Annotated in this window: 19 protein-coding genes; 12 read left to right on the top strand and 7 right to left on the bottom strand. The window is 67.6% G+C overall.

The features are described from left to right. Positions 1 to 10: 10 nt before the first annotated feature. From AASM09_RS15850 to AASM09_RS15840, 3 genes are all read right to left on the bottom strand, one after another. The gene (locus AASM09_RS15850) at positions 11 to 1,684 is read right to left on the bottom strand and encodes an MFS transporter (RefSeq protein ID WP_049432798.1); all 1,674 of its coding nucleotides are present in this window, start codon (positions 1,682 to 1,684) and stop codon (positions 11 to 13) included. Further along, entirely contained in the window at positions 1,684 to 2,250 is a 567-nt protein-coding gene (locus tag AASM09_RS15845; protein ID WP_100443644.1) for a TetR/AcrR family transcriptional regulator, read from the bottom strand. The genes AASM09_RS15850 and AASM09_RS15845 overlap by 1 nt, the downstream gene beginning before the upstream one ends. A gap of 198 nt (positions 2,251 to 2,448) precedes the next feature. Then, on the bottom strand, positions 2,449 to 4,650 hold the full coding sequence (locus tag AASM09_RS15840; RefSeq protein ID WP_049430295.1) for a TonB-dependent receptor: 2,202 nt from the start codon (positions 4,648 to 4,650) through the stop codon (positions 2,449 to 2,451). A gap of 135 nt (positions 4,651 to 4,785) precedes the next feature. Here AASM09_RS15840 and AASM09_RS15835 point away from each other — a divergent pair, with 135 nt between their 5' ends. Further along, positions 4,786 to 5,199 carry a MerC domain-containing protein gene (locus AASM09_RS15835; protein ID WP_008264835.1) on the top strand — a complete coding sequence of 138 codons (414 nt, stop codon included), beginning with the start codon at positions 4,786 to 4,788 and terminating at the stop codon, positions 5,197 to 5,199. Between the two features lie 110 nt (positions 5,200 to 5,309). Next, positions 5,310 to 5,489 carry a 30S ribosomal protein THX gene (locus AASM09_RS15830; protein ID WP_004150462.1) on the top strand — a complete coding sequence of 60 codons (180 nt, stop codon included), beginning with the start codon at positions 5,310 to 5,312 and terminating at the stop codon, positions 5,487 to 5,489. Positions 5,490 to 5,638: 149 nt separating this feature from the next. Here the strand turns inward: AASM09_RS15830 and AASM09_RS15825 are convergent, their stop codons facing one another. The 3 genes from AASM09_RS15825 to AASM09_RS15815 form a co-directional block, all read right to left on the bottom strand. Continuing rightward, the gene (locus tag AASM09_RS15825) at positions 5,639 to 6,889 is read right to left on the bottom strand and encodes an ectonucleotide pyrophosphatase/phosphodiesterase (RefSeq protein WP_049430294.1); all 1,251 of its coding nucleotides are present in this window, start codon (positions 6,887 to 6,889) and stop codon (positions 5,639 to 5,641) included. A 428-nt stretch (positions 6,890 to 7,317) separates the two neighbouring features. Next, positions 7,318 to 7,809, bottom strand: coding sequence for a methylated-DNA--[protein]-cysteine S-methyltransferase (locus AASM09_RS15820; RefSeq protein WP_049432187.1), 492 nt, complete (start codon positions 7,807 to 7,809; stop codon positions 7,318 to 7,320). Further along, on the bottom strand, positions 7,806 to 9,284 hold the full coding sequence (locus tag AASM09_RS15815; RefSeq protein WP_100443643.1) for a DNA-3-methyladenine glycosylase 2: 1,479 nt from the start codon (positions 9,282 to 9,284) through the stop codon (positions 7,806 to 7,808). The genes AASM09_RS15820 and AASM09_RS15815 overlap by 4 nt, the downstream gene beginning before the upstream one ends. Before the next feature lie 398 nt (positions 9,285 to 9,682). Here AASM09_RS15815 and AASM09_RS15810 point away from each other — a divergent pair, with 398 nt between their 5' ends. The 4 genes from AASM09_RS15810 (at position 9,683) to ubiM (ending at position 13,110) form a co-directional block, all read left to right on the top strand. Beyond that, entirely contained in the window at positions 9,683 to 10,846 is a 1,164-nt protein-coding gene (locus tag AASM09_RS15810; protein WP_049432186.1) for a hypothetical protein, read from the top strand. Between the two features lie 58 nt (positions 10,847 to 10,904). Continuing rightward, positions 10,905 to 11,450 (top strand): DUF4019 domain-containing protein, encoded by a 546-nt coding sequence (locus AASM09_RS15805; protein ID WP_100443642.1) that lies wholly within the window; start codon positions 10,905 to 10,907, stop codon positions 11,448 to 11,450. 11 nt (positions 11,451 to 11,461) lie between these two features. Beyond that, positions 11,462 to 11,851 carry an MAPEG family protein gene (locus AASM09_RS15800; RefSeq protein ID WP_049432181.1) on the top strand — a complete coding sequence of 130 codons (390 nt, stop codon included), beginning with the start codon at positions 11,462 to 11,464 and terminating at the stop codon, positions 11,849 to 11,851. An 80-nt stretch (positions 11,852 to 11,931) separates the two neighbouring features. Next, on the top strand, positions 11,932 to 13,110 hold the full coding sequence (gene ubiM, locus AASM09_RS15795; protein WP_049432178.1) for a 5-demethoxyubiquinol-8 5-hydroxylase UbiM: 1,179 nt from the start codon (positions 11,932 to 11,934) through the stop codon (positions 13,108 to 13,110). Positions 13,111 to 13,121: 11 nt separating this feature from the next. On the opposite strand, the gene AASM09_RS15790 is transcribed toward ubiM, so the two are convergent. Then, a complete protein-coding gene (locus tag AASM09_RS15790) occupies positions 13,122 to 13,343 on the bottom strand; it encodes an RNA-binding S4 domain-containing protein (protein WP_010486399.1) in 222 nt (73 codons plus the stop codon). Positions 13,344 to 13,609: 266 nt separating this feature from the next. Between AASM09_RS15790 and AASM09_RS15785 the strand changes: the two genes are divergently transcribed. The 6 genes from AASM09_RS15785 to AASM09_RS15760 all read left to right on the top strand — a co-directional run bounded on the left by AASM09_RS15785 (position 13,610) and on the right by AASM09_RS15760 (position 23,199). After that, positions 13,610 to 15,556, top strand: a complete 1,947-nt coding sequence (locus AASM09_RS15785; protein WP_049432175.1) for a DEAD/DEAH box helicase — start codon at positions 13,610 to 13,612, stop codon at positions 15,554 to 15,556. A 226-nt stretch (positions 15,557 to 15,782) separates the two neighbouring features. After that, positions 15,783 to 18,206 carry a putative bifunctional diguanylate cyclase/phosphodiesterase gene (locus tag AASM09_RS15780; protein ID WP_343368484.1) on the top strand — a complete coding sequence of 808 codons (2,424 nt, stop codon included), beginning with the start codon at positions 15,783 to 15,785 and terminating at the stop codon, positions 18,204 to 18,206. 109 nt (positions 18,207 to 18,315) lie between these two features. Further along, positions 18,316 to 19,980, top strand: a complete 1,665-nt coding sequence (locus tag AASM09_RS15775) for a sensor domain-containing diguanylate cyclase (protein WP_049432168.1) — start codon at positions 18,316 to 18,318, stop codon at positions 19,978 to 19,980. 34 nt (positions 19,981 to 20,014) lie between these two features. After that, on the top strand, positions 20,015 to 20,737 hold the full coding sequence (locus AASM09_RS15770) for a pseudouridine synthase (RefSeq protein WP_012510490.1): 723 nt from the start codon (positions 20,015 to 20,017) through the stop codon (positions 20,735 to 20,737). A 114-nt stretch (positions 20,738 to 20,851) separates the two neighbouring features. Next, positions 20,852 to 21,916, top strand: coding sequence for a sensor domain-containing diguanylate cyclase (locus tag AASM09_RS15765; RefSeq protein WP_049426649.1), 1,065 nt, complete (start codon positions 20,852 to 20,854; stop codon positions 21,914 to 21,916). A 122-nt stretch (positions 21,917 to 22,038) separates the two neighbouring features. Next, positions 22,039 to 23,199, top strand: a complete 1,161-nt coding sequence (locus tag AASM09_RS15760; RefSeq protein ID WP_049426648.1) for an AAA family ATPase — start codon at positions 22,039 to 22,041, stop codon at positions 23,197 to 23,199. Positions 23,200 to 23,252 lie beyond the last annotated feature (53 nt).

The raw sequence follows: 23,252 nt of genomic DNA, 5'->3' as shown, positions 1-23,252 counted from the left end.
GAGGACGGACTCAACGGGATGCGGCCGGCGTGGCCGCAGCAGGGGAGATGGGATGGCGCTTGCGCCATTGCTTGAGCACGGCGGTGCGCACCGACAACAGCAGCAACCAGCACAGGAAGCCGATGGCCAGCCAGCCACTCAGCGTGAACACATCATTGAAGCCGCGCACGTTGGCTTCGCGGCGCGTCGTCTGCGCCAGCTGCGCGCTGCCCTGCGCGCTGCGCAGCACCGGATCGGTGATCTGGGCAGCGTACAGCTGCTGCTGGATACGCAGGCGCTGCGCCACCACAGGATCGGCCGGGTCGAGCTGGCTGGTCAGCGCGCTGGAGTACAGCTGTTCGCGATGCAGCTGGAAGGTACCCAGCACCGCCGATCCGGCCAGGCCCCCCAGGGTCTGCGTGATCGACAGCGTTACCAGGAAGGTGATCATGTGATCCACGCCCTGTTTCAGAGCGGCGGAAATGCCGAGCATGATCAACGGGCCCATGAACATGCCGGCGCCGACCGAGGCCAGGAACTGGCTGGCATAGAAGTCGTGCGGCCGATCCATGCTGGTGCGATGCTGGTCGAAGAAGGCGGCGGCGCCCAGCAGCAGGATCGCCATCAGCAGCTGGGGGATCAGCCGCTTCGGGCCGAAGGTAAGTGATGCTCCGGCGATGCCAGTGACCACGCCCGCCAGTATCACCACGAACAGCGGGCGCATCTGGTCAGGCCCCATGCCCAGCGTGCGCATCAGGTTGACGACGCCATAGGACTGCTCGGTGGTGAGGAAGCGGATCAGAAAGGCACCGACGATGAAGTGCAGTACCGGCAGCTTCGACAGCCAGCGGATCTGCAGCAGCGGATTGCGCCGGTAGTGCTCGATGATGAAGGCGGTGGTGGACAGCACGATCGAGGCGACCAGTGCCCAGCCCAGCCATGGCGTGTTGAGCCACCAGCGCGTGTAGCCCTGCGCCAGCACGATCACCAGCAGCGCGACCGCCGGTGCCAGCAGCGCGAAGGTGAGGAAGTCCAGCGGTTCGAAGGCCTTGATCTGGATGCCGGGCGGCAGCTTCAGCACCACCACGGCTGCAAATGCACACAGCGCCAGGCCGGCTTCGAAGGAATACAGCTGGTGCCACTGGCCGGTATCGACCAGGCCTGGCGAAACGATCCAGGCGATCGGCACCGCCAGCTGCGAAAGGCCGACCCCGACCACCAGCAGATTGCCGGTGAACCGCCGCGGCAGCGCCTGCAACATGTACAGCGTGCCCAGGGTCGAACAGGCCGCGCCAGCGAAGCCGCTGGCGGCACGGGTCAGCATCGTGGTCTCGAAGCTGCCGACGAACAGGTGCAGCACCGCCAGCGCCGCATACAGGCCCAGCCCGATCTCTGCGAACAGGCGGATGCCGTACTGCTGGCGGAACTTGAAGGCCAGCAGGTTGGCCGTGACGTTGACCATTGCATAGGCCGCCACCAGCCAGCTGCCCTGGGTCGGGGTCAGCGCCAGCTGGCCCTGCAGGAACGGCAGGTTGGCGGTCACCAGCGCATTGCCGAGGCCGCCGGTGATCGCCACCAGCAGCGACACCAGTGCATAGGCCACGCGCCGATACGGCGGATGCCAGGGCATCGATGCCGAACCGGGCATGGTCGGCTTCTCGTGCTCCTCCCAATCCGGAACCGGCTTCAGATACGGCTGGACCATCAGCGGGCCTCGCTGGCTGCTCCCTGGAGACCCCCGCGCAGCAGCTGCAGGGCACGCCCGGCCAACTGGGCACGCTCGTCGCGGGTTTTGCCGCGCAGGGCCGCCCCCAGCATGCCCGAGATCAGTGAAATATCCGTCTTTTCCAGATCGGCCCGGCACAGGCCGGCTGCCTTGGCGCGGGCGATCGGCACCTCCAGCAGGTCGCGCACGGTTTCGCGCGCGGTGCGCATGGCTGGCACATCCGAATCGACGGCGCGCCAGTAATCGGCCAGCGCCGGTGAATCGATGATGCGCTGGGCCATGCCCTCGAACACCTCGAACAGGGCATCGTCGCGGTCGCCGAGCTGTTCGACCTGGCGCCGGATCCGGTCGACCGCGCGTTGCAGCAACGCCTGGATCAGCGCGGTGCGGTCGGGGAAGTTGCGGTACAGGGTGGCGCGGCCTACCTGGGCACGTTCAACCACCAGGTCCAGAGGGGCGGTGACACCGTGTTGGCCGAACACATGATCGGCGGCGTCGAGGATGAGGGCACGGCGGGCAGCAGCATCGGCACGTTGGGCGGTCATGGGTATATTTTCGGACATTAGTGTCCGGTTGGCGAGACATTGAGTGACGGGATTGTCCGCTTGTTGTCGTACGCACATCTTTGTGACGGATACGTGATGGTGGGAATCTGAACGAAAACGGGGGCCCGAAGGCCCCCGTAGGATCACGTGGGGTCAGAGCCCTTTCCTGCGGAAAGGGATCCGACCCCGCCTACGCGATCAGAAGAACGCGCGGATGCCGAATGCGACACCACGGCCCGGCAGCGGCGAGTAGTCACGCAGCAGCGACGTATGCGGACGCACTTCGCGGTTGGTCAGGTTGCTGCCATCCAGGAAGACCTCGTAGCTGTTGCTGGCGTTGCGGTCCCAGCGATAGGCCAGGTGCGCATCGACCAGGGTGTAGCCGTTGCTCGGCTCCTCGTTCTGCGCGACGTCCTTCTGGCGGCTGTAACGCACCGCACCGACCGAAGCGCGCCAGCCATCCTTCGACCAGCGCAGGTCGGCACCGATGCGGGCCGGGGCGATGCGGGGCAGGTAGCCGGTGTTGGCCAGTTCCACGCTGTAGTTGTGGGTGTGGTCGCCATGCGGCACGGCGATGTCCAGGTTGCGGCTGCCGCTGCCATCCAGCTTGGCCTTCACGTAGTCACCGAACAGGCGCAGATCCCAGTCACCGGCGCCGCCCTCGAACAGGTGTACCAGCGCTTCGGCCTCGGCACCGCGGAACACCGCGTCCTGCTGGGTCCATGCACGAACCGGCAGGCCTTCGGTTACGCCGGTGTCGGCCAGGTAGATGAAGTCCTTGAACTTCGTTTGATAGACCGACGCCGAGAAGTCCAGGCGTTCGCTGTGGGTGTGGATACCCAGTTCCACGCGCTGGCCGCGCTCGGTCTTCAGGTTGGCATCGCCGATTTCCAGCGAGCGGGTGGCGATGTGCGCGCCGGCGGCATACAGCTCTTCGTTGGTCGGTGCACGCTCGGAGCTGTCCACGCCGATGCGCAGATCAACGGCATCGTTGAGCTTCCAGATGCCAGCGGCAGACAGGTTGGTGGCGCCGAACGTGCGACGGCGGTAGTCACCGGTCGGGTCCAGCTTGACCTGATCGTGGCGGCCGCCCAGTTCCAGCTTGAACGGGCCGAACTGCTTTTCCTGCAGCACGAACAGGCCGATGTTCTTCGTACCGGTATCCGGTACGAACGCCTCTTCACCCTTGGCGCCGAAATCACTGTTGCCGAACTGCAGGCCGAACGCGCCATCCCAGCCGCCGATCTGCTGTTGCACCGCTTCCAGGCGTGCCTCGATGCCACGGTTGGTGAAGCGGGTGGAGGGCGTGCCGGCCTCCAGTTCCACGTGCTCGTAGTCGGTGTAGGCCACGCGTGCGTTGATGTTCTTCAGGAAGGAGACCGGGTTGTAGATGCCAGCCTTGGTCTCGAAGCGGTTCTGCACCATGTCGATGCGCACGTCATGCTCGTCGCCGCCTTCCTCTTCGTCGCCATGGTCGTGGCCGTGGTCATGGCCGTGATCGTCGCCATCGGCGTGCACGTGCGCTCCGTTGGGAATGCCGTAGTTGGTGCGGTAGGTGCTGGCCGACACGCCGAAGTAGCCGCCGTCGCCCAGCCAGGTCGCGCCGACGCCACCGGCGCGGGTACGGATGGAGCTGTTGTCGAGGCGGCCGCGGCGCGGCTCTTCGCCCTCCTCGCCCGCGTGGTCGTGGTCGTCGTGGTGGTCTTCCAGGCTGTCGATCACCGCATAGCCGGGAATGCGGTAGTCGTCGCCATTGCGTACCAGGCCGTCCACATGAAGCACGACATTGCCGGTGACGCCATCGAGGCGGAACATGCCGCTGCGCTCGTTGTTCACCGAATTGCCACGCAGCTCGGCGCGGCCGCTCAGCGGACGCTCGGGCAGTTCGCGCGCGATGCGGCCATCGACCACGTTGACCGCACCACCGATGGCACCGCTGCCGAACAGCAGCGTGGCCGGGCCCTTCAGCACTTCGATCTGGTCGGCCAGGAACGGCTCGATGCTGGTGGCATGGTCCGCACTGACGGTGGACGCATCCATGTTGCCCATGCCGTTGGACAGCACGGCCACGCGCGGGCCTTCCTGGCCGCGGATGATCGGGCGGCCGACACCGGGGCCGAAGAAGGTGCTCTGCACACCCGGCAGCTTGGCCACGGTGTCGCCGAGGGTACCGGCCTTCTGCTCGTCCAGGCGCTCGCCAGCCAGCACGTCAACCGGGCGCGCCAGCGATTCGGCATCGCCCTGCAGCGGCGAAGCAGTCACCTGCACCGACGACAGTTCAGTCAGGTGGCGGTCACGATGGGAGGTGTCCTGGCCGGCTGCAAAGGCAATGGACGGCAGCAGGGTGGCCAGAGCCAGGGCCAGGGAATGCGGCTTGAGCCGCGGGGTGTGGGTGGGCATGAAGAAGTCCTTTGTTACTGTATATCAATCGCTGGGCGCACGAATCCCGTCAGCGGGACAGGGGGAGGGAAACCGTGCGGGTCGGGAATGGATGTTATATTATTCCATAACGATTCGCCGACCCTGCTGGAAGTCATGTCCCTGTCCTCACGCCTGCGCCACCTGCTCGACCGTTTCGGTGCCACTGGTTCGATGCTGTGCGCGGTGCACTGCGCGGTGATCCCCGTGTTGCTGGCGGCGGCGCCGTCGCTGGGCCTGTCGTTCTGGCTGAGCGACGGCGTGGAGCAGGCTCTGGTGGTGTTCGTGACCCTGCTGGGTCTGTTCAGCCTGGTCTGGGGCTACCGCCGCCATGGTGCGTTGCGCGCGCTGGGCTTCCTGATTCCCGGCCTGGTCGCGCTGTGGGCGGGCGTGCTGTACGACCCGCTGCACCACAACGCGGTGCCGCACGCGGTGGTGATGACCATCGGCGGCCTGCTGGTGGGCGTGGCCCACCTGGTCAACCTGCGCCTCAACCACGGTCACGTGCACGACGCCAGCTGCGCGCACTAGGCGCTCCGTGATAGGATTTTCGATCGTGCGCGGGGGCGCCCAGCAAGGCGGCCCCGCCGAACCCGTGTCAGTACGGGGTAACCAGATTTCACACTTGAGGAGTTGAAGACATGGGTAAGGGTGACCGCAAGACCGCCAAGGGCAAGCGTTACAACGCCAGCTACGGCAACGCCCGTTCGCATACCGCGAGCAAGGTCGCCGTAGGCGCCGCCGCCCCGGTTGCCAAGAAGACCGTGGCCAAGGCTCCGGCGAAGAAGGCCGTGGCGAAGAAGGCCGTCGCCAAGGCCTGATCCGGCCGGTGATGAGTCCAAAGAAAACGCGGCGCCTGGCGCCGCGTTTTTTTATGCGTGCCGTCCGGGCCGCCGCGTCCGCCGGCTGTGGGCCGGCACTACCCACATTGGCGCGGTAGCGCCGGGCCATGCCCGGCGGAGACATTCGATCAACGCAGGGTCTGCTTCAGCGTTTCCGGATTGCCATCATTCGGTGCAGCCGGCACCTGCAGCAGGTGGGCCAGCAGCGGGTAGACATCCACGTTGTCGAAGCCCTCGATCACCAGGCCCTGGCGGAACGACGGGCCGCCGGCCACGAACACCGCACGCATCGACGGCAGCGCATTGTCGTAGCCATGCGAACCCCGCTCCTGCTTGGCGCGCTTGGCGATCTTTTCGCGGTGCAGCGCATCCCAGCCTTCATCCATGGCGCAGACGATGTCCGGAACCCGCGGGTGCGTACCGTACTGCCAGCGCGGTGGCAGGCTTTCCTTCTTCCAGCATTCGTAATGCGCATGGCGGCCAAGCAGCGCGCGCTCGGCATCCGTTTCACGGCCGGGCAGAGGGGCGAACCCTACGGATTGGCCCTGGCTGACATTGCGCGCGATGGCCGGATCGACCATCGATTCGGTCGCGATCACGTGGCCATCGGCCACGCTGGCCATGCCATGGTCAGACACCACGATCACGTTGGTGGTGGATGCCAGCCCACGCTGCCGCAGGCCGTCCAGCACCTGCCCGATGATCTGGTCGGCACGCACGATGGCGTCGGCGTACTGCTTCGAATCCGGGCCGTAGTGATGGCCGGCCTTGTCCACGTGTTCCATGTACAGCGTGGTCAGTCGCGGCGCATCGGCATCGGTCTGCGCCAGCCAGTCGAGCACGACGCCGGCGCGCTGCTCCAGCGGCTCCTGCCCGTCATAGACGCGCCACTGGCTCGGGCGCACGCCGCCGATTTCCGACTCGCTGCCCGGCCACGAGGTGGTGGCGGTGCGCACGCCGACGTTCTCGGCGCTGACCCAGATCGGCTCACCGCCCCACCAGCCACTGGTGGTGACCGCCTCGCGGTTGCTCAGTTCGAAACGTCCCAGTGCTGCATCGTCCATGCTGTTGTTGACGATGCCGTGGTGGTCCGGGCGCAGGCCGGTGGCGATGGTGTAGTGGTTGGGGAAGGTCAGGGAGGGGTACGACGGCGTCATCCAGCGCGCGCGTACCCCGCCGTCGATCAGTCGCTGCAGGTTCGGTGTCAGGCCGCGATCGAGCGCATCGGCGCGCAGGCCGTCAATCGAGATCAGAAGCAGCTTCGGCGGTGCAGCTGTTGCAGCAGTGGTGGGAACAGAGGCAGAAGGGGCGGGCGCGGTGGTGCAGGCGGCCAATGGCAGCAGCAGCGCCAGCGCGCAGGTCAGGCGTACGGAAGTCATCCACGCATGATAAGCCGGTGCAATGACCGGCCCAAGACACGTTGCGCCGAAGGACGCAGCGTGTCCGCGCATTTTTCCTTATCCCCGCGCCTGTCGGCGCGCCCCCTTCAACAACAAGGGGGCTCTTCTCCAGACAGATTACAGATGCTTCCATCCACGCATGGCGTGGATCTACCGTGTCGACCAAGGTCGACACCTACCAGCCACCGCTCAGTAGGCCATCCCGACGGATCGCAGGAACCTGTCGAAGGCGTGGTGGGTCCGGTTGCGGGGGTGTCCGCGGCATGGATGCCGCGGCCAAGCCCCCATGGAAGGGTTCACGGCGTCCCCCGCAACCGGACCCACCACGGCATCCCACGGAATCCTGCTGTTGCTTCGGCCGTTGCCGTTGCTTCTGCGGGTGCCGGGCGCCGCCCGGCCAGCAACTCTCAGGCGAACAGCGGTGCCTGGCGTTGTTCCAGCCGCAACAGCGCGGCCTTGGTTTCCAGCCCGCCGCCGAAACCGGTCAGCGCGCCGTTGCTGCCGATCACACGATGGCAGGGCAGGATGATCGGCAGCGGATTGCGGCCGTTCGCCGCGCCCACCGCGCGGGTCGCGCTGGGTTGGCCCAGGTGCTGCGCCAGCTGAAGGTAACTCCAGGTCTGGCCAAACGGGATCAGCGCCAGCGCCTGCCACACGCGTAGCTGGAACGGGGTGCCACGTGGCGCCAGCTGCAGGTCGAACTGGTTGCGCTCGCCGTGCAGGAACTGCAGCAGTTGGTCGCGCGCTTCCGGCAAAGCATCCGGCGCGTAATGCCAGCCGTCGCGGCCGCGTGCCGGATGGCGGTTCTCCGGGAACAGCACATGTGACAGCCCACGCTCGTCACCGGCGATGGTCAGCACGCCGATAGGGCTGTCGAAACGATCGAACAACAGGGTCATGTCGGTTCTCCAACGAAAGTGCCGGACAAGTGCCACAGGTGCAGCACGGCGTAGGCGCGCCACGGGCGCCACGATTGCGAGCGGGCTTCGGTTGCACGCTCGCTCAGGCGCTGGCCCTGCGCGTGGCCGAGGACCTGCTGCAGCACCAGGTCACCGGCGGGGAAGGCATCGGGCTGGCCAAGTCCGCGCAGGGCAATGTACTGCGCGGTCCACGGGCCGATGCCGGGCAGTGCAACACAGCGCGCAACGAATTCTTCGAGCGCCTGGCCGGGACCGAAGTCGAGCTGGCCACTGGCACAGGCGGCGGCCAGCGCACGCACGGTGGCGGCGCGGGTGCGCGGCAGGCCGATCGATTCCAGTGGCGCTTCGGCCACCATCTCGGGCGCCGGGAACTGGCGATCGAACTCGGACGGCATGCCCGGCAGGTGCGCCCCGTATGCATCGACCAGACGCCGCGCAAAGGTCGTGGCGGCGGCGACACTGACCTGCTGGCCCAGCACCGCACGCACGCCCACTTCGAAACCATCCCAGCCGCCGGGCACGCGCAGCCCGGGGCGTTCGGTGATGCCGCGTGCCAGCAGGGGTTCTTCGTTGAGGGCGGCGTGAACCTGCTGCAGGTCTGCATCGAGGTCGAAAACGCGACGTACTCGGCGCACGATGTCCGGGATCAGGCGCGGATCCACCGCGCCCAGCTGCAGGCGCAGCTCCGGGCGCTTCGGATCGGCGGTGACGCGCAGCAGGGTGGGGCGCTCCGGCGTGCCGAGCACGCGCTGGTAGCTGTCTTCGCCGATCAGTTCGATGCCGGGCAGGCTGCGCTTGCGCAGGAACGCCAGCATGCGTGGGAAGTCCAGCGGCGGGCGATACACCAGGCGCAGCACCAGGCCGCCATCATCGGCAGCCAGCGGTTGATGCTGGCGACGCAGAGCGGTCGGCGCCATCCCGCAGCCCTGCAGGAACGCGGTATTGAAGCGGCGCAGGCTGTTGTAGCCCGCGGCCAGCGCGACGTCGGTCACTGGCAGCGTGGTTTCCGTCAGCAACTGCTTGGCCAGCAGCAGGCGGTGGGTGGCATGGATCTGCCCGGGTGTTGCGCCGAGATGTTCGACGAACAGGCGCTGCAGCTGGCGCGCGCTGAGTCCGATCTTCTGTGCCAGGTCCGCTACCGGCTGCTCCTGCAGGAAGCCGCCATGGATGATGGCCAAGGCGCGCTGTACGGTCTGCCCGGCGAGGGCCTGCTGGGCCTGCGGCGCCAGTTCCGGGCGGCAGCGCAGGCAGGGGCGGTAACCGGCGGCAGCGGCCGCGGCGGCGGTCGGGTAGTAGGTGATGTTGCGTGGTTTCGGCGGCGGCGCCGGGCAGACAGGGCGGCAGTAGATGCCGGTGCTGCGCACGGCGGTGAAGAACACGCCGTCGAAGCGTGCGTCACGGGCCAGGCGGGCGCGGTCGCAGGCGGCGGTGTCGAGGGCGAGTGCGGTGTCCATGGCGCCAGTCTAGGCCTGCGGGGGCGGCGATACTCGCCACATTCGGACATGGATGCTGAAGGGGGTTCGGCAGGGCTGCGCCCTGCACCCGCCGAATCAACGTCAACGTCAAAAGCCGGGCAACCGTGGGATGGCGGGGTGGGTCCGGTTGCGGGGGACGCCGTAAATACGTCCATGTAGGCTCGGTCGCCGCATCCATGCGGCTCACGCCCCCGCAACCGGACCCACCCCGCCTTCGACAGTTGCCCGCGGCCTGCGGAACGGCATCCCGCTCTGGTAGGTGTCGACCTTGGTCGACACGCTTTCCCAAGGGTCAGAAGGGGTTCAGTGCCACGCGCTGAATGCGCGCGCTGGACGGGTAGACTGTGGCCCTTGCTCCCTTGAAATCCGGTTGCCCGATGTCCGCCAAACTCCGCTGGTTGCCCCTGTTGTGCCTGGCCCTGGCGGGCTGCAGCCAGCTGGAGAATCCGGGCAATGTGACTGCTGCCGACAAGGCGGCGCGGGCGCCGGCCAGCGATGGCGAGAACATGGTGTCGATCAATGCCGCCGATGCGCCGCCACCGCCGGCACCGCCGCGCAGCCGGGCGGATCGGCCGTGGCCGCAGGCGCAGCTGGAGAATGGTCGCGCCTGGGTCAGCTGCGGCACCGAATATGCCGGCGATGCGGGCGACGGTGTCGAGCTGGAAGGCCTGCAGCGCGAGCAGATCGGCCAGGCGCTGGCGCCGTGTGCCGAGCGCGGCCTGATGCGCGTGCGCTACGCCGGCAAGATCAATCCGGGCTTCGCCGAGATGATGTGGCGGTTGGCCGTGGTTGCTGACGAACAGAAGATCCACAAGCGCATCCTCGACCTGGACTCCAGTGGCGGCCAGGTGGAATCGGCGATCGTCGCCGGCGACAGCATCGGTGAATCGGGCTGGACCATCTGGGTACGCGAAGGTTCGATCTGCCACAGCGCCTGCGTGTTCGTGCTGGCCGCCGGTGACAACCGCCTGCTGTCGGGCAAGGTCGGCATCCATCGCATGATGCGCATCAGTTCCAAGGCCACCTCGCGCGCGGAACTCAACCGCGAGCTGCACGAGGTCTACGACAACGTGAAGGACTACCTGCAGCGCAACGGCGTGGCGGTGGGCGTGGCCGACCTGATGATGACCGTGCCCAACCGCAGCCTGCGCCTGTTGACCCCGGACGAGCTGCGCCAGTACGGCCTGGATGGCACCAACGCGGTGCAGGACGATCTGGAACGGATCAAGCAGATGCGGGCCTGCGGCGATGATTTCGTGCAGCGCAAGGATGCGTTCCTGATCGCTTTCGACCAGCAGTGCAAGCGCGAAGGCGCCGACATGGAATCGATCAACAGCTGCGGCCAGGCGCTGAAGCAGCGCTTCGGGTTCCCGGATGCGGTGTGCCCGGAAGAAAGCCCGCTGTCGGAGATCGACGTGGCGACGCTGCCACCGGCACCGTCGGAGCCGTCGCCGGTGGCCGAACAGGCGCCGGCAGACACCGGCACGCCTGCCGCGCAGGCCGATGCCGCCGCGGTGGAAGGCAGCGCCAACGCGCGCTGACGGACAGATCACCGCGCTGGCGTAGACTGCGGTTCTTTCCCGAGAACCGGCGGTGTCCATGAAGCGCGTGCTCCTGCTGCTGTCCCTGCTGCCCCTGACCGCGTTGGCGCAGGTTCCTGCGCCGAGCACGCCTGCACCGGCACCGGCGCGGCCTGCACCGGCATCGCCAGCGGCTGCGAAACCGGCCACCGCAGGCGCTCCGGCGTTGACCGCTGCGCAGCAGGCGCAGGTGCAGAAGCAGGACGCTGAAATGGGCGCGGCGGCGGTGAAGGCCGCGCAGCTGGTTGATGCCAACCGCGCTGGCGAATTGTGGGATGGCGCCTCTGCCGTCGCGCGCCGTGCGGTGCCGAAGGCCGCCTTCGTCAGCCAGTTGACCACCGAACGCGCGCGCCTGGGGGCGCTGGCCGGGCGTGGCCAGCCGACCATCACCCGGGTCAAGTACAGCGCCGGTGCCGCCGTGCCGGAAGGGCTGTACATCAACGTCAGTTTCCCGACCCGTTTCGCCAACAGCGCGCAGCCGGTGCGCGAGCTGGTCTCGTTCCGGTTCGACGAAGACCAGGTGTGGCGCCTGGCCGGCTACAGCCTGCGCGCGTCGGCGCCATGAGGATATGATCGATGGCAACTGAACTGACGATGCTGGCCTGGTCGGTGCTGCTGGGTTTTGTCTACATCTTCGCCACCTCCACCGTGGTCACCCGCGAACGGGGAATGAAGTGGAATGCCTCGGCACGGGATGGCGATGCGAAGCCGCTCAGCGCGCTGGCCGGTCGCCTGCAGCGGGCCCAGGCCAACTTCCTGGAGACGTTCCCGTTCTTCGCCGCCGCGGCGATCGCGGTCGTGCTGGCCGGGCGCGGCAACGACACCACCGCGCTGGCCGCGCAGGCCTACTTCTGGGCGCGCGTGGTCTACCTGCCGTTGTATGCCGCAGGCGTGCCCTACGTGCGCAGCCTGGTGTGGCTGGTGTCGCTGCTGTCGATCCTGGCGCTGGTGTTCGCGCTGTTGTGACCCGGGCCTGATCCAGATCAAGGCCGCTCAGGTGCGCGGCGCTATGCTGGCGCGGACTGAATCAACGGCAGGAGGCGCGCATGCGCAGGATGGACGTGGTGGTGGTCGGTGCCGGGCCGGCAGGCCTGTGCTTCGCGCGCGCGCTGGCCGGCAGCGGCCTGCAGGTCGGGCTGGTCGACGTCCAGCCGCGCCAGGCCTTGGCCGAGGCCGCCTTCGATGGCCGCGAGATCGCGCTGACCCACGCCTCGCGGCAGAGCATGGAGCAACTGGGGCTGTGGCAGCGCCTGCCGCACGCCGAAGTTGCCGAACTGCGCGATGCCAGGGTGATGAATGGTGGCTCGCCGTTCGCGCTGACCTTCGCCAGCAGCCAGGTCGATGGCCAGCCGCTGGGTTGGCTGGTACCCAACCATCTGATCCGCCGCGCCGCGTGGGATGCGGTGCAGGGCCAGGACCGCCTGGAGCTGTTCGACGGGCGCAAGGTGCTGGGCGTGCAGGCCGACGCGCAGGGCCACGTGGTCAAGCTCGATGACGGCAGCCAGTTGCATGCGCGCCTGCTGGTTGCCGCCGACAGCCGCTTCTCCGCCACCCGCCGCATGCTCGGCATCGGCGCGCAGATGCGCGACTTCGGCAAGTCGATGCTGGTCTGCCGCATGCAGGTTGAGCGCGATCATCACCACACCGCGTGGGAGTGGTTCGGTTACGGCCGCACCATGGCGCTGCTGCCGCTCAACGAGGGCCAGGCATCGGCGGTGATCACGCTGCCGCCGCGGCAGATCGAGGAGCTGCTGGCGATGGACGAAGTGGCCTTTGGTGAGGCCGTCAGTGCTTGCTTTGAACACCGCTTGGGCCGGATGCAGCCGGTGGCCACGCCGCAGGCGTATCCGTTGGTGGGGGTGTACGCCCACCGCTTCGTCGGCGAGCGTTCAGCGCTGGTCGGCGATGCCGCGGTGGGCATGCACCCGGTCACTGCACATGGCTTCAACCTGGGCCTGGCCAGCGCGCAGCGGCTGGCGCAGGGCATCGTCGCGCAGCAGCGACGCGGTGCCGATATCGCCGCCGCGGGCATGCTGGCCAGCTACCAGCGCGGTCATCGGCTGGCGTCGCGGCCGCTGTACGAGGCCACCAACGCGATCGCCAGCCTGTACACCGACGACCGCCGCCCGGCGCGCCTGCTGCGGGCGGCCGGTCTGCGTCTGGCGCAGGGCGTGGCTCCGTTCAGGCAGCTGATCGCCTCGCACCTGACCCAGCGCGTGGCCTGAACCCGTTCAGATCAGCCGGCGGCCAGCACCCGGATCTGGCTGTCGGCGAATTCCACCACCTGGCCTGCGCGGATCTTGCAGGCCTTGCGCAGTTCAACTTCGCCATCGACCCGTACCTGGCCGTCACCGATGACCATCTTGGCTTCGCCGCCACTGGTGACCAGGTCGGCCAGCTTCAGCAGCTGCTTGAGTTCGACGTAGTCACCGTCGAGGTCGAATTCGAGAATCTGCATGGAACGGGTTTCCTGGGAAGGGGCGCGAGCCAGCGGCCGGGCCGGGGACGAGGGCGCGTATTGTGCGCCAGCGCGGGGCATGACGGCACGCGCACGGCAAGCTGTACGCCTCGTTCAGCATCAATGCGGTATCATTCCACTCTGAGCGAGTGAAATCTCCTCCGACCGAGCAGCGCCAGGGCACGCGATAAGAAGGGCGCCCAAAGCGCGGACCATCACCTTTTTGTCGCACTGCCAGGAAGACGGCAGTGCCTTCGGAGTTCCCCATGTCCCAAGATTCCCAAGCGCCGCTGCAGTTTGCGCAGCTCGGCCTGTCCGAGCCCGTGATGCAGGCGGTCACCGCCATTGGCTATGAAACCCCGTCGCCGATCCAGGCTGCCACCATCCCGGCGATGCTGGAAGGCCGCGACGTGCTGGGCCAGGCCCAGACCGGCACCGGCAAGACCGCAGCGTTCGCACTGCCGGTACTGTCCAACATCGACCTGCAGCAGATCAAGCCGCAGGCCCTGATCCTGGCGCCGACGCGCGAACTGGCCATCCAGGTTGCCGAGGCGTTCCAGTCCTATTCGTCGAAGATTCCGGGCTTCCGCGTGCTGCCGGTGTACGGCGGCCAGCCGTACGGCCAGCAGCTGTCGGCCCTGCGCCGTGGTGTGCACATCGTGGTCGGTACCCCCGGCCGCGTGATCGACCACCTGGACCGCAGCACCCTGGACCTGTCCGAGCTGAAAACCCTGGTGCTGGACGAAGCCGATGAAATGCTGCGCATGGGCTTCATCGACGACGTCGAAGCCGTGCTGAAGAAGCTGCCGGAGCAGCGCCAGGTGGCCCTGTTCTCGGCCACCATGCCGCCGCAGATCCGCCGCATCGCGCAGACCTACCTGCAGGACCCGGTGGAAGTGACCATCGCGGCCAAGACCACCACCTCGGCCAACATCCGCCAGCGTTACTGGTGGGTGAGCGGCATGCACAAGCTGGATGCGCTGACCCGCATCCTGGAAGTGGAGCCGTTCGACGCGATGATCATCTTCGCGCGTACCAAGGCCGGCACCGAAGAGCTGGCCAGCAAGCTGCAGGCCCGTGGCCTGGCCGCTGCCGCCATCAACGGTGACATGCAGCAGGCCCAGCGTGAGCGCACCATCGCCATGCTGAAGGAAGGCAAGCTGGACATCCTGGTCGCCACCGACGTGGCCGCGCGCGGCCTGGACGTGGAGCGCATCAGCCACGTGCTGAACTACGACATCCCGTACGACACCGAAAGCTACGTGCACCGCATCGGCCGTACCGGCCGTGCCGGCCGCAGCGGTGAGGCGATCCTGTTCGCCACCCCGCGCGAGAAGGGGATGCTGCGCCAGATCGAGCGCGCCACCCGCCAGCCGATCGAAGAGATGCAGTTGCCGAGCGTGGAAGCGGTCAACGACACCCGCATCAACAAGTTCACCTCGCGCATCACCGAAACCCTGGGTGCCGGTGGCCTGGACTTCTACCGCCAGCTGCTGGAGCGCTTCGAGAACGAGCAGAACGTGCCGGCCATCGAAGTGGCCGCCGCGCTGGCGAAGATGCTGCAGGGCGATACCCCGTTCCTGCTGCAGCCGCCGGTGCGTGCCCCGCGTGAAGAGCGCGCGCCGCGCGAGCGCTTCGACCGTGGCGACCGCCCGGAACGCGGCGATCGCTTCGACCGCAACGAGCGTGGCCCGCGTTTCGAGCGCGGCCCGCGCCGTGACGACGCCGAAGGTGGTTTCGAGCAGCGTCCGCGCCGCGAGGTTCCGCCGCGTGGTGCACCGGAGCAGGGCATGGAGACCTACCGCATTTCGGTGGGCCACCAGCATGGCGTGAAGCCGGCCAACATCGTCGGCGCCATCGCCAACGAAGCCGGCCTGGAAAGCCGTTTCATCGGCCGCATCGACATCCACGACGACTTCTCGCTGCTGGACCTGCCGGCGCAGATGCCGCCGGACGTGCTGTCGCACCTGCAGAAGGTGTGGGTGTCCGGCCAGCAGCTGCAGATGCGTGCGCTGGCCCCGGGTGAAGACACCAACCCGGCCCCGCGTCCGTTCAAGCCGCGCTTCGACAAGCGTGGTCCGGGCGGCCCGGGTGGCCCGCGTCGTGGTGGTCCGGGTGGTCCGGGTGGCCACGGCGGCGACCGCGGCGGTGACCGCGACAGCCGCCCGCCGCGTCGTGACGGCTTCAAGCCGCGCGGTCCGCGCAGCTACTGAGCCGTAACGCAGCCATGACAACGCCAGCCTTCGGGCTGGCGTTGTGCGTTATGGGGCTGGAAAAGGGGACGGAGGGGATTAAGTCGTGAATGGCTGGCCGGGGCGCTTATGCCGAAAACGAGTTAATCCCCTCCGTCCCCTTTTCGCATGGCCAACACATTCCCGGTCCTAGGCTGAGCCGGTTCCAAAGGAGGTTGTCACCGCATCACATTCGGGGGGATCCGGGATGGGTAGGAGTGGCACTGACCAACAGAGCCGGCGGGTGCCGATGACCCGTGGCCTGGGACTGCGGTTTGCGTTGTTGACGGGCATGGCGATTGGACTGGTCGCACTGTCCGCCTTGATCCAGGAACTGCAGGCGGCTTCCACCGCCTGGATTGCCGGCCAGGGGTACTGGTCGCGGGGGCAGCAGGATGCGACCGCCGCACTCAGCCGCTACCTGGCGCGTGGTGATGCCCAGGACCTGGACGATGCGCGCCGGGCCCTGCAGGTGCCCATGGGGGATCTGCAGGCGCGGCTGGCACTGGAGCAGGCCGAGCCGGACGAGGCCAAGGCCCGGCAGGGATTCCTGCGGGGCGGCAACGCGCCCGCCGATATTCCACGACTGGTGTTCTCGTTCCGGTATGCACGCGACATCGGTGCATTCCGTGAAGCGACCGCCCTGTGGCGGCAGACCGATGGCGACCTGATGGCCGTGCAGCGGCTGGTGGATGAGCTGCAGCAGCGGCATGGCCAAGGCGTGCTGCCGGTCGCTGCGCGTGACCGCTACCTTCAACAGCTGCGTGATCTCGACCGTCGCCTGCAGGTGCAGGCGCAGGCGTTCTCGCAGGCATTGCTGCGCATGGCCACCCTGGTGCGCATCGCGACGCTGGTGGTGGGAGGACTGTCGGTGCTGGCGATCAGCCTGATGGCGGTGGCCCTCGCGCGCCGGGTAGGCAAGGACCTGACCGAACACGAGAGCCGCTTCCGCGCGGCGTTCTACCAGGCCAACGTCGGCATGCTCAAGCTTGACACCGAGGGCAGGGTGGTCGAAGCCAACCAGGCGATGGCCGATATCCTCGATTACCGGCGTGAGGTGCTGCTGCAGATGTCGCTCGGCGATCTGCTGATGGAAGGCGAGCTGGTCATCGACGGCGTTGGCCGCATCGACTGGGACCGCCAGCTGCGGCCGAGCGAACTGCGCTTCTGCCGCCGTGACGGCAGCCTGGTCTGGGGGCGCTGGAGCGGTACCGGGGTGCGCAGTGCCGGCGGTGGCCTGTCGGTGTTCGCGATCATCGAGGATGTCAGCCAGAACCATGCACTTGCACGCGAGATCGAGCACCACGCCAGCCATGATCCGTTGACCGGCCTGATCAACCGTCGCGAGATCGAACGCCTGCTGGAACGCGCGCTGCTGCAGGTGCGCAGCGATGGTGGAACGCATGCGCTGTGCTACATCAATCTTGACCACTTCAAGCTGGTCAACGACAGTTTCGGCCACGCCGCCGGCGACCAGATGCTGCGCAGCTTTGCCGACTACCTGGTGGCTGCGGTGCGTGATGGCGACTGGGTCGGGCAACTTGGCGCCGATGAGTTCGCGGTGTTCCTTGCCCATGCCAGCCAGGACGAAGCCAAGCGGGTGCTGCAGCGGGTGATCCGCAATCTGGGGCAGGCGACCTTCCCCATCAGTGAAGGCAGTCCGCAGCTGAGCTGCAGCATCGGCGTGGTCGAAGTCAGCGCCGACGCACCCGATGTGAACTGGCTGATGAGCGCTGCCGACAGTGCCTGCTATGCCGCCAAGCAGGCCGGCCGCAACCGCGTGCACTGCTTCAACGAGAACCGCATGGCACTGGAGGAGCGGCGGCAGGAGGCCGAGCGCCTGCAGGGTGTCAGCCTGGCGATGGCCGAGAACCGGATGCTGCTGTATGCGCAGCGCATCGCCCGGGTTGGCGATCCGTCCTACCTGCACTACGAAGTGCTGGTGCGCATGCGGGGCACCGACGGCAGCCTGCACCTGCCCGGACAGTTCATGCCCGCGGTGGAGCGCTATGGCATGGCGGTAGCGCTGGACCGGCATGTGCTCGGACTGCTGTTCCGCCACCTGCAGGTCTGCCCGGCGCATGTCCGCCAGTTGGGGCTGTGCAACGTCAATGTATCTGCCCAGTCGATTGCCGAACCGGGTTTCCTTGCCTTCGTCTGCGACCTGCTTGAACGCAACCGTGCGCTGGCTTCCAAGCTGTGTTTCGAGATCACCGAGACCGCAGCGATCAGCAACCTCAGCCAGGCCCGTGCGTTCATCGATGCGGTCAAGGCGCGGGGCTGCCGGATGGCACTGGACGACTTCGGCTCCGGCCTGTCTTCTTTCGGCTACCTGCGCCAGTTGCCGGCGGACATCCTGAAGATCGACGGCGCCTTCGTGCGGGACATGGATACTGACCCGGTCAGCCACGCCACGGTGCGTGCGATCAGCGAGCTCGGGCGCGAGCTGCAGATGGAAGTGGTGGCGGAGTGGGTGGAGACTGCCGAGGTCGCCGGTGCGCTGACCCGGCTTGGCGTACAGGGCCTGCAGGGCTACGCGATCGAGCGCCCGCAGCCGCTGGAGCGGATGACCCTCGCGGACCTGAGGCCGTTCCGGCTGGTGGCCGTGAAGGGGCCGCCCAGCGCTGGCTGAACCGCGGGCGCCGACTTTGGTCTACACATGCGCGGCGTGCCCGGCTGCGATAATGCGCGCCAGGGGCGACGCGCAGTGGGCGCGGACGTAAGCAGGAACAGGACGTGGCGTGGGCGGCAGGCAGTGGCGGTATGGAACAGGAGCGGTGCTGGCCGTCCTGATGGTGTGGTTGGCGTTGCCGTGGCCGCTTCAGGCTGCAGAGGCCGTGTCGGGCCGTGATTATCTTCTGGTCGGCGGCGCGACCGACGAGCCGACGCCGCACCGTGCGTGCACGCCGCAGATGCTGTCCGGCGCCCGCCAGCAGGCCGAGGTGCCCGCACCGCCCGCTGGCTGGTCGGGGGAACCGCAGGCACTGGATGTGTTCAACGTCTTTGCCGGTGAAGTGCGCGTCCAGCATGGCGAACGCGAAATCTGCGGCGACATGCATGATGCACGTACCCGCGATTCGCGTTTCCGTGCTGGTATCGGCATGGTGGCCGTACCACCGGCCGGCAGCCACGAGCCCTTCCTGGTTTCCTGGCAGACGCCGCTGAAAACACGCTGGGTACCGACCCTGCGGCTGGGCGCGCCCAGCCCGGTGCAGCAGAACGATACCGCGCGCCTGCTGGTACGTGCCGCCTGCATCGCGGTGGCGATCGCGCTGGCGCTGTCGGCGCTGATGGCGTTCCTGACCACGCGCGACCGCAGCTTCCTGGTCTATATCGCCTGCACCACCGTGCTGGTGTTGTGGCAGGCCGTCCTCGGTGGGCTCAGTGGCTACCCGGAACCCTGGTTGCCGGTGGGGGAGCAGGGCGCGAAGTGGCTGCTGTCGTTGACCGCGGCCTCGCAGGCGCTGGTGCTGCCAGCGCTGTGGCGGCTGAACGGAGGCGACCGCGTGCTGCCTCGATCACGCCCGGCGCAGCTGCTGGTGTTGTGGACCCTGATGGCGCTGGCCGGGCTGGTGCCGTGGCTGCGCTGGGAGCATCTGGCCTGGGTCGCACAGGGCCTGCAGGTGTCCTATCTGTCCGGGTGTGGCCTGGCACTGCTGGTCGGCATATGGGCGCGCTGGCGCGGAGACCGTTGGGCGCAGGCGGGCCTGGCTGCACTTGCACCGATGCTGGTGCTGATCATCGCCGATGCCTGTGGTGCGGAGTGGCTGCTGGAATACCGGGTGGAAGCGTTGCAGCTGGCGGTGACCTGGCTGCTGATGATGGCGGCCTATGCCCTGAACCAGCGGCTTGGCCGCTTGCGCCAGCAGCGTGACGAGCTGCGCCAGCTGGCCGAGACCGATGGCCTGACCGGCCTGCCCAACCGTCGTGCCGGCCTGCAGCAGCTGGCGCGGCATCTGGAGCGTGTCAACCGCGAGGGCGGGCCGTTGGTGATCGGCTTCCTCGACATCGACCTGTTCAAGGATATCAACGACCGTCATGGCCACGCGGTTGGCGACCAGGTGCTGGTGGCCGTTGCGCGGGCCCTGCGTACGGCGGTGCGCAGCCAGGACGAAGTGGTGCGGATGGGCGGCGAGGAGTTCCTGCTGCTGATGCCGGGCATGCCGCGTGAGGCGGCATCGGCGCGGCTGGACCGCCTTCGCCAGCGCATCACCGAGGCTGGCCAAGCGCTGCAGGTAGCGGGGCTGGAGGTGACCGCCAGCATCGGCCTGGCACAGTGGCGGCCGGGCGAGGATGACCTGGCGGCACTGCTGCGGCGGGCCGACCATGCCATGTACGTGGCCAAGCGCGCCGGCCGCAACCGTGTATTCGACGGTGAAGAGCTCGATCCGCCCGGCCCGGCATGAGGCGCAGCGGGCGGCGATGCCGGATAATAGGGCGATGACCACCCGACTCAACAAACACATCGCCGACACCGGCTTCTGCTCCCGCCGCGAGGCCGATCGCCTGATCGCCGCCCGCCGCGTCACCGTCAACGGCCACCCGGCCGGCACCGGTGCGGTGGTGGGGGAAGAAGACCAGGTGCTGGTCGACGGCCAGCCGCTGCGCGCCCGCGTCGCCCGCAAGCCCGGCACCCGCCGCCACGTCTACATCGCGCTGAACAAGCCGGTCGGCGTCACCTGCACCACCGAAACATCGGTCAAGGGCAACATCGTCGACTTCGTCGGCCACGAACAACGCATCTTCCCGATCGGCCGCCTGGACAAGGAGTCCGAAGGCCTGATCCTGATGACCAGCAACGGCGACATCGTCAACCAGATCCTGCGCGCCGAGAACGGCCACCAGAAGGAATACCTGGTGGCGGTGAACAAGCCGGTGACCGATGAGTTCCTGCGCGGCATGGCCCGCGGCGTGCGCATCCACGACCAGATGACCCTGCCGTGCAAGACCTCGCGCATCGCCAAGTTCGGTTTCCGCATCACCCTGCAGCAGGGCCTGAACCGGCAGATCCGACTGATGGCCGCTGAGTTCGGCTATCGCGTGACCCAGCTGCGCCGTGTGCGCATCGACAACATCAAGATCGGCGCGCTGAAGCCGGGCCAGTGGCGCAACCTGACCGAGCAGGAGCTGCAGGGCCTGCTGCCGAAGCAGCTGGACTGGTAAACCACGCCTGTAGGGCCGAGCCATGCTCGGCCGCCATTTGCCGGATGCAGCCGGGCATGGGCCCGGCTCTGCATAAGCTAGACTTCGCGGTGACCTGCCGGAACGTGACGCTGCATGATCAAGCCCGACAAGCCTGCCAATGAAGCCCTTCGGCTTGAGGCGCTGTACCGCTACCGCATCCTGGATTCGGAGCGCGAAAAATCCTTCGACGACCTGGTGGTGATCGCCAAGGCGGTCTGCGGCACCTCGATGGCGGCGGTGACCCTGATCGATGTCGAACGGCAATGGTTCAAGTCGATCCAGGGCATCGATGCGGCGGAGAACCTGCGCAGCGAATCGATGTGCGGCCACGCCATCCTGCAGCCGCAGGAAATCATGGTGGTCGAGGACGCGCTGCAGGACATCCGCTTCCACGACAATCCGGTGGTGACCGGCGATCCGCACATCCGCTTCTATGCCGGTGCGCCGCTGATCAGTTCCGATGGCCTGCCGCTGGGCACGCTATGCGTGTTCGACGCGCATCCGCAGCACCTGGCCAGCGACAAGGCCGAAGCGCTGGCCGCACTGTCGCGGCAGGTGATGCTGGTGATGGAACTGCGCCGCTTCGCGCTGGACATCCAGAAGCACATGCTGGAGCGCGACGATTACGAGCGCCTGCTGTCGGAATACCAGGACGTGCTGCTGGCCCAGAACGCCGACCTGACCGAACAGAGCCGCACCGACGCCTTGACCGGCCTGCCCAACCGTCGTGCGATGGCGGCCGCACTGGAAGAGGCGGTGGCCGGCAATCCACCCAGTGTGGCCTGCGTGGCGCTGCTGGACATCGACCACTTCAAGCACATCAACGACTTCCAGGGCCACGCCACCGGCGACCGCGTGCTGGCCGAGCTGGGCGCACTGCTGCGCTCGCACTTCGCCGGCCGCGGCATGGCCGCGCGCTATGGCGGCGAGGAGTTCGTGGCGGTGATGCCGGCAACCGACCTGCGCACTGCCGAACTGCAGTGCGAGTTCCTGCGCCTGGCCGTGGCTGACCTGCCATTGGGGTTCCCGGTGACGATCAGCATCGGCATCGCCCAGCACCAGCCCGGTGAGAGCGTGGATGACACGCTGGCACGTGCCGACAAGGCGCTATACCGGGCCAAGGGCAATGGCCGCAACCGGGTGGAACTGGCAGGCTGAAGCCCTGCATGCCGTAGATCCACGCCATGCGTGGATGCTTTTGCCGATTGGATCACGCCGTGTCGCGGCCTGTGCGATTGCGCCCAACGAAAATGCCGCTCCTGTTCCCACGGACGCCGACCATGCTGCAGACCCTGGCCATCGCCCACTATCGCTCGCTGCATGGGCTGGTGCTGCCGCTGCAGCAGTTGAATGTGGTGACCGGCGACAATGGCAGTGGCAAGTCCAGCCTGTACCGCGCGCTGCGCCTGCTGGCGGAGACCGCACAGGGCGGCGTCGCGGCCGTGCTGGCCCGCGAAGGTGGGCTGGGTTCGGCGCTGTGGGCGGGCCCGGAAAAAATAGACCGTCGGGTTGCTGCCGGCGAAATCCCCTTGCAGGGCGGCCCACGCCAGGAATCGGTGGGATTGAAGCTGGGCTTCACCACCGACGAATTCGGCTATGCCATCGATCTCGGTTATCCGCCGCCCAGTCGCTCGGCGTTTGCGCTGGATCCGCAGATCAAGGCGGAGGCGATCTGGGCCGGGCCGTTCCTGCGCAGCGCCAACCTGCTGGTCGACCGACGTGGGGCGGTGGTGCGGCGGCGCCATGCGCGCGGCTGGGATCTGGTCGATGACCGGTTGTCACTGTTCGACAGCCTGTTCACCCAGGTCGGCGATCCGCAACGCATGCCGGAAACGATCACCTTGCGCGAGTACATCCGTTGCTGGCGCTTCTACGACCATTTCCGCAGCGATGCCGATGCCCCGGCGCGGCAGCCGGCGATGGCCACGCGCACGCCGGTGTTGCATCACGATGGCCGGGATCTGGCGGCGGCCTGGGTGACCATCCTCGAGATCGGTGACCCCCTTGCGTTGGCACGCAGCGTCGACGATGCGTTCCCGGACGCCACGGTGGGCTTTGAGGAGCTGGATGGACGCTTGGCGCTGCGCTTCCACCAACCCGGGTTGCTGCGGCCATTGTCGATGGCCGAACTCTCCGACGGCACGCTGCGCTTCCTGCTGCTGGCGGCGGCGCTGCACACGCCACGCCCGCCGCCGCTGCTGGTGCTCAATGAGCCGGAGACCAGCCTGCACCCGGACCTCCTGCCGGCGCTGGCGCGGCTGATCATCGCGGCCAGTGCGCGCAGCCAGGTATGGGTGGTGTCGCACGCCAGCCGCCTGATCGCGGCGCTGGAACAGGCGCCGGGGTGCCATTCGCTGCATCTGTACAAGGAGCAGGGCCGCACGCTGCTGAGCGTGCAGGGCCTGCTGGATGCCCCTGCATGGCACTGGCCGCAGCGCTGACCGATTGATCCGCACGCCGCTCGTCGCTGCGTTGCTGCGTTCAGTAGATCCAC

This window comes from Stenotrophomonas maltophilia, assembly GCF_039555535.1.
In the GTDB taxonomy this organism is placed as follows: Bacteria; Pseudomonadota; Gammaproteobacteria; order Xanthomonadales; family Xanthomonadaceae; genus Stenotrophomonas; species Stenotrophomonas maltophilia_Q.
Note: the sequence above shows the minus strand (reverse complement) of the source record. Positions and strands in the feature narration are given on the sequence as shown.

Coding starts and splice junctions, on each gene's coding strand:
- AASM09_RS15815 (WP_100443643.1), bottom strand. CDS start 9,284: ATGGACACCGCACTCGCCCTCGACACCGCCGCCTGCGACCGCGCCCGC.
- AASM09_RS15845 (WP_100443644.1), bottom strand. CDS start 2,250: ATGACCGCCCAACGTGCCGATGCTGCTGCCCGCCGTGCCCTCATCCTC.
- AASM09_RS15805 (WP_100443642.1), top strand. CDS start 10,905: ATGAAGCGCGTGCTCCTGCTGCTGTCCCTGCTGCCCCTGACCGCGTTG.
- AASM09_RS15770 (WP_012510490.1), top strand. CDS start 20,015: ATGACCACCCGACTCAACAAACACATCGCCGACACCGGCTTCTGCTCC.
- AASM09_RS15850 (WP_049432798.1), bottom strand. CDS start 1,684: ATGGTCCAGCCGTATCTGAAGCCGGTTCCGGATTGGGAGGAGCACGAG.
- AASM09_RS15790 (WP_010486399.1), bottom strand. CDS start 13,343: ATGCAGATTCTCGAATTCGACCTCGACGGTGACTACGTCGAACTCAAG.
- AASM09_RS15765 (WP_049426649.1), top strand. CDS start 20,852: ATGATCAAGCCCGACAAGCCTGCCAATGAAGCCCTTCGGCTTGAGGCG.
- AASM09_RS15835 (WP_008264835.1), top strand. CDS start 4,786: ATGTCCCTGTCCTCACGCCTGCGCCACCTGCTCGACCGTTTCGGTGCC.
- AASM09_RS15820 (WP_049432187.1), bottom strand. CDS start 7,809: ATGACCCTGTTGTTCGATCGTTTCGACAGCCCTATCGGCGTGCTGACC.
- AASM09_RS15825 (WP_049430294.1), bottom strand. CDS start 6,889: ATGACTTCCGTACGCCTGACCTGCGCGCTGGCGCTGCTGCTGCCATTG.
- AASM09_RS15840 (WP_049430295.1), bottom strand. CDS start 4,650: ATGCCCACCCACACCCCGCGGCTCAAGCCGCATTCCCTGGCCCTGGCT.
- AASM09_RS15830 (WP_004150462.1), top strand. CDS start 5,310: ATGGGTAAGGGTGACCGCAAGACCGCCAAGGGCAAGCGTTACAACGCC.
- AASM09_RS15780 (WP_343368484.1), top strand. CDS start 15,783: ATGGGTAGGAGTGGCACTGACCAACAGAGCCGGCGGGTGCCGATGACC.
- ubiM (WP_049432178.1), top strand. CDS start 11,932: ATGCGCAGGATGGACGTGGTGGTGGTCGGTGCCGGGCCGGCAGGCCTG.
- AASM09_RS15800 (WP_049432181.1), top strand. CDS start 11,462: ATGGCAACTGAACTGACGATGCTGGCCTGGTCGGTGCTGCTGGGTTTT.
- AASM09_RS15760 (WP_049426648.1), top strand. CDS start 22,039: ATGCTGCAGACCCTGGCCATCGCCCACTATCGCTCGCTGCATGGGCTG.
- AASM09_RS15785 (WP_049432175.1), top strand. CDS start 13,610: ATGTCCCAAGATTCCCAAGCGCCGCTGCAGTTTGCGCAGCTCGGCCTG.
- AASM09_RS15810 (WP_049432186.1), top strand. CDS start 9,683: ATGTCCGCCAAACTCCGCTGGTTGCCCCTGTTGTGCCTGGCCCTGGCG.